General features: G+C 66.4%; 6 protein-coding genes. All 6 read left to right on the top strand.

The window, feature by feature from the left end; translation table 11 throughout:
• The coding region (locus tag ACIPIA_RS07295) for a heparin lyase I family protein (protein ID WP_400508086.1) at positions 1 to 754 on the top strand (754 nt) is incomplete at its 5' end.
• Positions 755 to 789: 35 nt separating this feature from the next.
• Positions 790 to 2,670 carry an ABC transporter ATP-binding protein gene (locus ACIPIA_RS07290; RefSeq protein ID WP_400508084.1) on the top strand — a complete coding sequence of 627 codons (1,881 nt, stop codon included), beginning with the start codon at positions 790 to 792 and terminating at the stop codon, positions 2,668 to 2,670.
• Positions 2,667 to 4,622 carry an ABC transporter substrate-binding protein gene (locus ACIPIA_RS07285; protein WP_400508082.1) on the top strand — a complete coding sequence of 652 codons (1,956 nt, stop codon included), beginning with the start codon at positions 2,667 to 2,669 and terminating at the stop codon, positions 4,620 to 4,622. Before ACIPIA_RS07290 ends, ACIPIA_RS07285 begins: the two co-directional genes overlap by 4 nt.
• Before the next feature lie 6 nt (positions 4,623 to 4,628).
• Positions 4,629 to 5,627, top strand: coding sequence for an ABC transporter permease (locus ACIPIA_RS07280; protein ID WP_400508088.1), 999 nt, complete (start codon positions 4,629 to 4,631; stop codon positions 5,625 to 5,627).
• Positions 5,624 to 6,814: an ABC transporter permease gene (locus tag ACIPIA_RS07275; RefSeq protein ID WP_400508080.1), complete on the top strand. Its 1,191-nt coding sequence runs from the start codon at positions 5,624 to 5,626 to the stop codon at positions 6,812 to 6,814. Before ACIPIA_RS07280 ends, ACIPIA_RS07275 begins: the two co-directional genes overlap by 4 nt.
• A 32-nt stretch (positions 6,815 to 6,846) precedes the next feature.
• Positions 6,847 to 7,349: glycosyltransferase family protein (locus ACIPIA_RS07270; RefSeq protein ID WP_465246954.1), on the top strand; the 503-nt coding region annotated here is incomplete at its 3' end.

The following is a 7,349-nucleotide window of genomic DNA, read 5'->3' as shown; positions in this document are numbered from 1 at the left end:
CGCCGAGGTCTGGGAACGCCCCGAGGTGCTCGCGCCTTATCGCAGCACCGTCTGGTACGGGCTTGCGCTGCATCTCGACGCCCCGGTGCCGCAGGATGATCGCAGATATGTGATTGCCCAGTGGAAGCGCCAGATCCGTGCCGGCGCCGAGGGCGACTACTCGCCTTTCCTCGCGCTGCGGCTGTATCGCGGGCGCCTCGGCATCACCGTCGAGACCGATCGCATCGTGTCCTATCCGATCGGCAGCCGGGAACGGCCGGAGGGCTGTCGCCCCGGGGAGGCGCTGGTCTTCGACCGCCCGAAGGTCCGCCAGACGCGCGCCCTCGTCGCCATGGAAGCCGGATCGGCACGTGGGAACTACCCCGGTTATTTCAATGCCTGCGCGCCCGGCATCCAGGTCTTGCAGCACGCCGGCCTGCCGCCAGCGCGAAAAGGCTGGATCGATTTCGTCGTCCGCTCGCAGCCCGGCCCCGATGGCGCGGGGCATATCGAGGTCGTGGCCGACGGCATCCGGATCGTGACGGTCCGCGGGCATATCGGCCATAGCGGTCCGGGCCTCGATGGGAACCAGTATTTCAAGTTCGGTCCCTATCGCGCACCGGCGCGCCAGCCCTGGAGCGTCAGCTATGACGATTTCCGGCGCGGGCCACGTTGCAGCGATGTCATCCGAGGCGGGCAATGTCCGGACGAATGGGACGATCCGTCGAAACCCATTGGCAAGCAGGAACTTTCGACGTCTAGTGACGTCAGGTGAGGAGCGGTCAGCTCCGAGTGGCGTCGAATAGAGTCATGGATATCCTTCGTATCAGCGATCTGCGGATCGGCTTTACCGTTCACGGCCTCGCCCGCGAGGTGGTGAAAGGTGTGAGCCTTCGTGTTCCCGCCGGCAAGACGGTGGCGCTCGTGGGCGAGTCCGGCTCCGGCAAATCGGTGATCTCGCAGGCGATCATGGGCCTGCTGCCGCGCGCCGGAGCGGTGACCGGCGGCGAGATCCGGTTCCGCGACCCGCTGGCGCCGCAGACGACGATCGACATTGCCGGCCTGCCGGCCGAAGGGCCGGAGATCCGGGCGCTGCGTGGCGGGCGCATCGGCATGATCTTCCAGGAGCCGATGTCCTCGCTCTCGCCGGTCCACACCATCGGCAACCAGATCGAGGAGGCGCTGCTCCTGCACCGGCCGATGCCGAAGGCGGAGGCGCGCGGCCTGATCGAGGCCATGCTCAAGCGCGTCGGCTTCAAGAACCCGCATCGCGCCTATGGACTCTATCCATTCGAACTGTCGGGCGGCCTGCGCCAGCGCGCCATGCTGGCGATGGCCCTGATCTGCCGGCCGGCGCTGCTGATCGCCGACGAGCCGACCACGGCCCTCGACGTCACCATCCAGGCCCAGGTGCTCGACCTGATGCGCGATCTCCAGGCCGAGATGGGCATGGCGATCCTTCTGATCACCCACGATCTCGGCGTGGTCGCCAACATGGCCGACGAAGTGGTGGTGATCTTCCACGGCGAGATCATGGAGCGCGGCCCGGTCGAGGACATTTTCCGCAGGCCGCGCCATCCCTACCTCAAGGCCCTGCTCAATGCCTCGCCGCATTTCGACATGCAGGAAGGCGAGCGCCTCGTGGCGCTGCGCGACGCCAGGCCCCGCCCGGCGGCGGCTCCGCGCCCGGCTCCACCGCCGGAGGCCGGGGACATCCCGCTGCTGCGCGTGCGCGACCTCCACAAGACCTATGTCACCGGCTCGCGCGGCTTCTTCGGCAAGGGCTCGCTGAGCACCGTCAAGGCGGTCGACAATGTCGGTTTCGACATCCGTCGCGGCGAATGCCTCGGCCTCGTCGGCGAGAGCGGCTGCGGCAAGACCACGGTCAGCAAGATCATCATGCGCGCCATCACGGCCGACTCCGGCGAGGTGATCTTCGACGATGGCCGGGAACGCGTCGACGTGCTGGGCCTGCGTGGCGAGGCGCTGCGCGCCTTCCGGCCGCGGATCCAGATGATTTTCCAGGATCCGGTCTCGTCGCTCTCCCCGCGCATGACGGTGATGAACATCCTGCGCGAGCCGCTGGCCATCCACGACAGGGGCGACACGGCCGCACAGGACGAGCGCGTGAGATCGCTGATGCAGGATGTCGGGCTCGATATCCGTTTCCTGAACCGCTACCCGCACTCCTTCTCGGGCGGCCAGCGACAGCGCATCGGCATCGCCCGCGCGCTCGCGCTCGACCCCGAGCTGATCATCTGCGACGAGCCCGTCTCGGCGCTCGACGTCTCCGTGCAGGCACAGATCCTCAACCTGCTGAAGGACCTCCAGGCCGAGCGCGGTCTGACCTTCCTGTTCATTTCCCACAACCTCGCCGTGGTGAACTACATGGCGGACCGCATCGCGGTGATGGCCAGCGGCCACATCGTCGAGCTCGCGCCGCGGCACGCGCTCTTCACCAGGCCGGTCCATCCCTATACCAAGGCGCTGTTGCGCTCGGTTCCCTTCGCCGATCTCGACCGCAAGCTCGATTTCAAGCTCGCGGCTCCGGGCGGCGCCTCGGACGACCGTCACTGGGGTGAGGCTTTCCGCATCGGCTCGGACGTCTCCGCCCTGAAACATCTGCCGCTAGGTGACGGACACTATGTGCTCGCGCGGCCCAATGCCGATGTCCGGGAGCTGGTGTCATGACCGCCCGTCGCCCGCATGCAACGCGTCGCAGCGCCCTGCTGATCGGCACCGCGATCCTCGCCGGTGCCGCCCTGCCGCGCCGCGCTCTGGCCCAGCCGGCTGCCCCCGCGCCGATCGACAGCCCTTTCTTCGGCGAGCGGGTCGGCTCCGGGGCGCTGCCGCCGGTGGCACAGCGCCTGCCTGCCTCGCCTCGCATCGTCGATCTCGGCAAGCTCGGCCGCACGCCCGGCCGGCATGGCGGCAATATCCGCATGCTGATGGGCGACCAGCGCGACATCCGGATGATGACGCTCTACGGCTACACGCGCCTGATGGTCTATGACGAGAACCTCGAACTCGTGCCGGACGTGCTGGAGAGCTGCGAGGTCGAGGATGGCCGCGTCTTCACGCTGCGCCTGCGCAAAGGGCATCGCTGGTCCGACGGCTCGCCCTTCACGACCGAGGATTTCCGCTACTGGTGGGAGGATGTCGCCAACAACAAGCGCCTCTCTCCCGGCGGCCCGCCGCAGGCGATGCTGTCCGGCGGCAACGCGCCCTTCTTCGAGGTGCTGAGCGAGACCGAGCTGCGCTACAGCTGGGAACTGCCGAATCCGGTCTTCCTGCCGGCGCTGGCCGGAGCGCAGCCGACCTACATCTTCATGCCGGCGCGCTATCTCAAGCAATTCCACGAGAAGCACGCGCCCAAGCACGAGCTGACGCAGCGGGTCAAGGAGAACCGCGTGCGCGACTGGGGTGCCCTGCACGAACGCCTGTCGCGCATGTACCGGCCGGAAAATCCCAGCCTGCCGACGCTCGAGCCCTGGCGCAACACCACGCCTCTGCCGGCCGAGCAGTTCGTCTTCGAGCGCAACCCCTTCTTCCACCGCGTCGACGAGAAGGGCCGCCAGCTGCCCTATTCCGATCAGGTGACGCTGACCATCGGCACGAGCTCGCTGATTCCGGCCAAGGCCGCAGCCGGCGAGGCCGACCTCCAGGCCCGCTACCTCCGCTTCGACAACTATACCTTCCTCAAGGAAGCGTCGAAGCGCATGAATTTCGACGTCAAGCTCTGGAAGCGCGCTGAAGGGGCCTACTTCGCCCTCCTGCCGAACCTCAACGCCATCGACCCCGTCTGGCGCGACCTCAACCGCGACGTCCGCTACCGCCGGGCGATCTCGGTCGCGATCAACCGGGCCGACGTCAACAAGGTGATCTTCTTCGGACTCGCCCGCGAGAGCGGCAATACAGCTCTGCCCGAGAGCCCGCTCTACGATCCCTCCTTCACCTCGCTGTGGACGCAGCACGATCCGGCGCTGGCGAACCGGCTCCTCGACGAGATCGGCCTGACCAGGCGCGACGATGACGGCGTGCGCCTGCTGTCCGACGGCCGGAGGCTCGAATTCACCATCGAGACGGCCGGCGAGAATACCGAGGAGACCGATATCCTCGACCTTCTGAAGCAGGATTTCTTCGCCGTCGGCATGAAGATTTACCCGCGATCGACCCAGCGCGACGTCTTCCGCCGGCGCATCATCGCAGGCCAGACGGTGATGTCGGCCTGGGCCGGCATGGACAACGCCCTCGTCACCTCGGACATGGAGCCGGACGCGCTGGCGCCGACAACCTCGGCGCAGTTCCAGTGGCCGCGCTGGGGCCAGTTCATCGAGACCAACGGCCGCGAGGGCGAAAGGCCGGCCTCGCCCGAAGTCAACAAGCTGGTGCGGCTCTACGAGGAATGGCGCATGAGCTCGAGCCGCGAACAGCGTCGCGCGATCTGGCTGGAAATGCTGGCCATCAACGCGGAGAAGGTCTTCACCATCGGCGTCATCAACAGCACGCTGCAGCCGATCGTCGTCTCGCGCGACCTGCGCAACGTGCCCGACAACGGCCTCTACAGCTTCGAACCCGGGGCCTTCATCGGCCGCTACATGCCCGATACCTTCTGGTTCGATCGGGTAGAGACCAAGGGCTGACCCGTGCTGCTTCGCTATATCCTCAAGCGCATCCTGATCATGATCCCGACGCTGCTGGTCACCAGCGCGCTGATCTTCACCGTGATCAACCTGCCTGAAGGGGACTATTTCGAGACGCTCGCGGCCGAGATGCAGGCCCAGGGCGAGAAGGCGGACATGAGCCGCATCGAGTTCCTGAAGCAGGAATACGGGTTCGACAGGCCGCCGGTCGAGCGCTACTTCCGATGGGTCGCCGGGCTTCTGCAAGGCGATATGGGCTATTCCTTCGAATACCAGCGGCCGGTCCGCGAGATCGTCGGGGACCGTCTGCTGCTGACGATGCTCGTGTCCTTCGCCACCATCATCTTCACCTGGATCGTGGCTTTCCCGATCGGCATCTACTCGGCCACGCATCAGTACAGTTGGGGCGATTACGGCCTGACCTTCATCGGTCTCATCGGGCTTGCCGTGCCGCATTTCCTGCTGGCACTCGTCTTCATGTATTTCGCCAATGTCTGGTTCGGCACCTCGATCGGCGGCCTCGTCGACCCGCAATACCTCAACCAGCCGATGAGCTGGGCCAAGCTCCGCTCGGTCCTGGAACATCTCTGGATTCCCGTCATCATCATCGGCGCCGGCGGCACGGCGGGCATGATCCGGGCCCTGCGCGCCAATCTGCTCGACGAACTCCAGAAGCAGTACTACGTCACCGCCCGCGCCAAGGGCCTGCCGCCCGGCAAGGCGCTGCGCAAGTACCCGCTGCGCATGTCGCTGAACTTCTTCATCTCGGACATCGGGGACATCCTGCCCTCGATCGTGTCGGGCGCCGAGGTCGTCGCGATCGTGCTCTCGCTGCAGACCACCGGCCCGCTGCTGATCCGGGCGCTGCAGAGCCAGGACATGTATCTCGCCGGCTCGTTCCTGATGTTCCTCTCCTTCCTCACCGTGATCGGCGTGCTGATCTCGGACATTGCGCTCGCCATCCTGGATCCGCGCATCCGCCTGCAGGGAACCGCGACCAAGTGACGGCGAACTCGCTCAACACACTGCCGCCGGACGGCGCGCCCCTGCCGCATACGGCCTCGACCGCACCGTTCGAGCCCTATGCCACCGAGGCGATGACGCCGGAGCAGGAGCGGGTCTATCTCGCCTCGCAATGGCAGCTGATGTGGTGGAAGTTCCGCCGGCACAAGCTCGCGGTCATCTCGGCCTTCGTCATCGTGACGATCTACGCGATGGCGGCCTTCGCCGAATTCCTGGCGCCCTATCACTACACGACGCGCAATACCGACTTCATCCGCGCTCCCAGCCAGAGCGTCCATCTCTTCCACGAAGGCAGCTTCGTCGGGCCGTTCGTCTACCCCTACACGATGCGGCTCAACATGGAGAACCTGAAGCGCGAATACGAGGTGGACCGCACGCGTCCGCAGAAGCTGCGCTTCTTCTGCCACGGCGACGACAGCTACATGTTCTGGGGCATGATCCCCGGCAACTGGCGTCTCGTCTGCCCGCCGAAGGACGGCACCTTCTTCTTCCTCGGGTCGGACCGGCTCGGGCGCGACATGCTCTCGCGCATCCTCTATGGCGGACGCATCTCGCTCTCGATCGGCCTGCTCGGCGTCTCAATCTCCTTCGTTCTCGGCGTCATCATCGGCGGCATCGCCGGCTACTATGGCGGGCGTATCGACCTCGTCGTCCAGCGCATCATCGAGATCGTGCAGTCGCTGCCGCATATCCCCCTCTGGCTGGCCCTCGCCGCGATCATGCCTCCCTCGTGGAGCCCGCTCGTCGTCTATTTCGGCATCACCATCATTCTCGGCCTGATGGACTGGACCGGGCTTGCCCGCTCCGTCCGTTCCAAGCTGCTCTCGCTGCGCGAGGAGGACTATGTGGTGGCGGCGCAGCTGATGGGCGCCAAGCCGCGGCGCATCATCGGCCTGCATCTGGTGCCGGGCTTCATGAGCCATCTCATCGCCGCAGCGACGATCACCATTCCGAAGACCATCCTCGGCGAGACGGCGCTCTCGTTCCTCGGCCTCGGCCTGAGGCCCCCGATCACCAGTTGGGGCGTGATGCTGAACGAGGCCCAGAACATCAATGTGGTGGCGCTCTATCCCTGGCTGCTCTATCCGGTCGTCCCGGTGATCCTGATCATCCTCGCCTTCAACTTCCTCGGCGACGGCCTGCGCGACGCAGCCGATCCCTATCGCTGATCCACCGCGCGCCGCATCGTCCCAGAACCACCTTGCGCATCGCCTTCCACACCACGCTCAACCTCTATGACGACGGCGGCGTTTCCGGCGATCGGCGCATGGCGCGCCAGATCGTCGCCGCGCTGGAGGGCCTTGGTCATGCCGTCGATCCCGTGCAGGCCGCGCGCGGCTATCTGCCCAGCGCCGACGCCGCCGGCTTCGCGCGTCATCAAGCCGATGCGGAACGCCTGATCGGGCGCCTGCTGGCAGGTTATCGCTCCGGCTCGCCGCGCCCCGATCTCTGGTTCACCTATCACAACTACTATCGCGCCCCGGACCTGATCGGCCCCGCTATGGCGGCTGCCCTCGGCATCCCCTACGTCACGGCCGAGGCAAGCGATTCCGAGCGGCGAGCCTTCGACGAATGGAGCGCCCAGACCGCTGCCGTGCGGCATGGCCTCGCTGTCGGCGACGTCCACTTCTACTTCACCGACCGCGATCGCCAGGGCCTCGAGCCCTGGCGATCGCCCGCCACCGCCCTGCTGGAACTGCCGCC

The sequence above is a fragment of the Allobosea sp. CER48 genome, assembly GCF_044752385.1.
Classification (GTDB): domain Bacteria; phylum Pseudomonadota; class Alphaproteobacteria; order Rhizobiales; family Beijerinckiaceae; genus Allobosea.
This window is presented reverse-complemented; position numbering and strand designations above follow the sequence as displayed.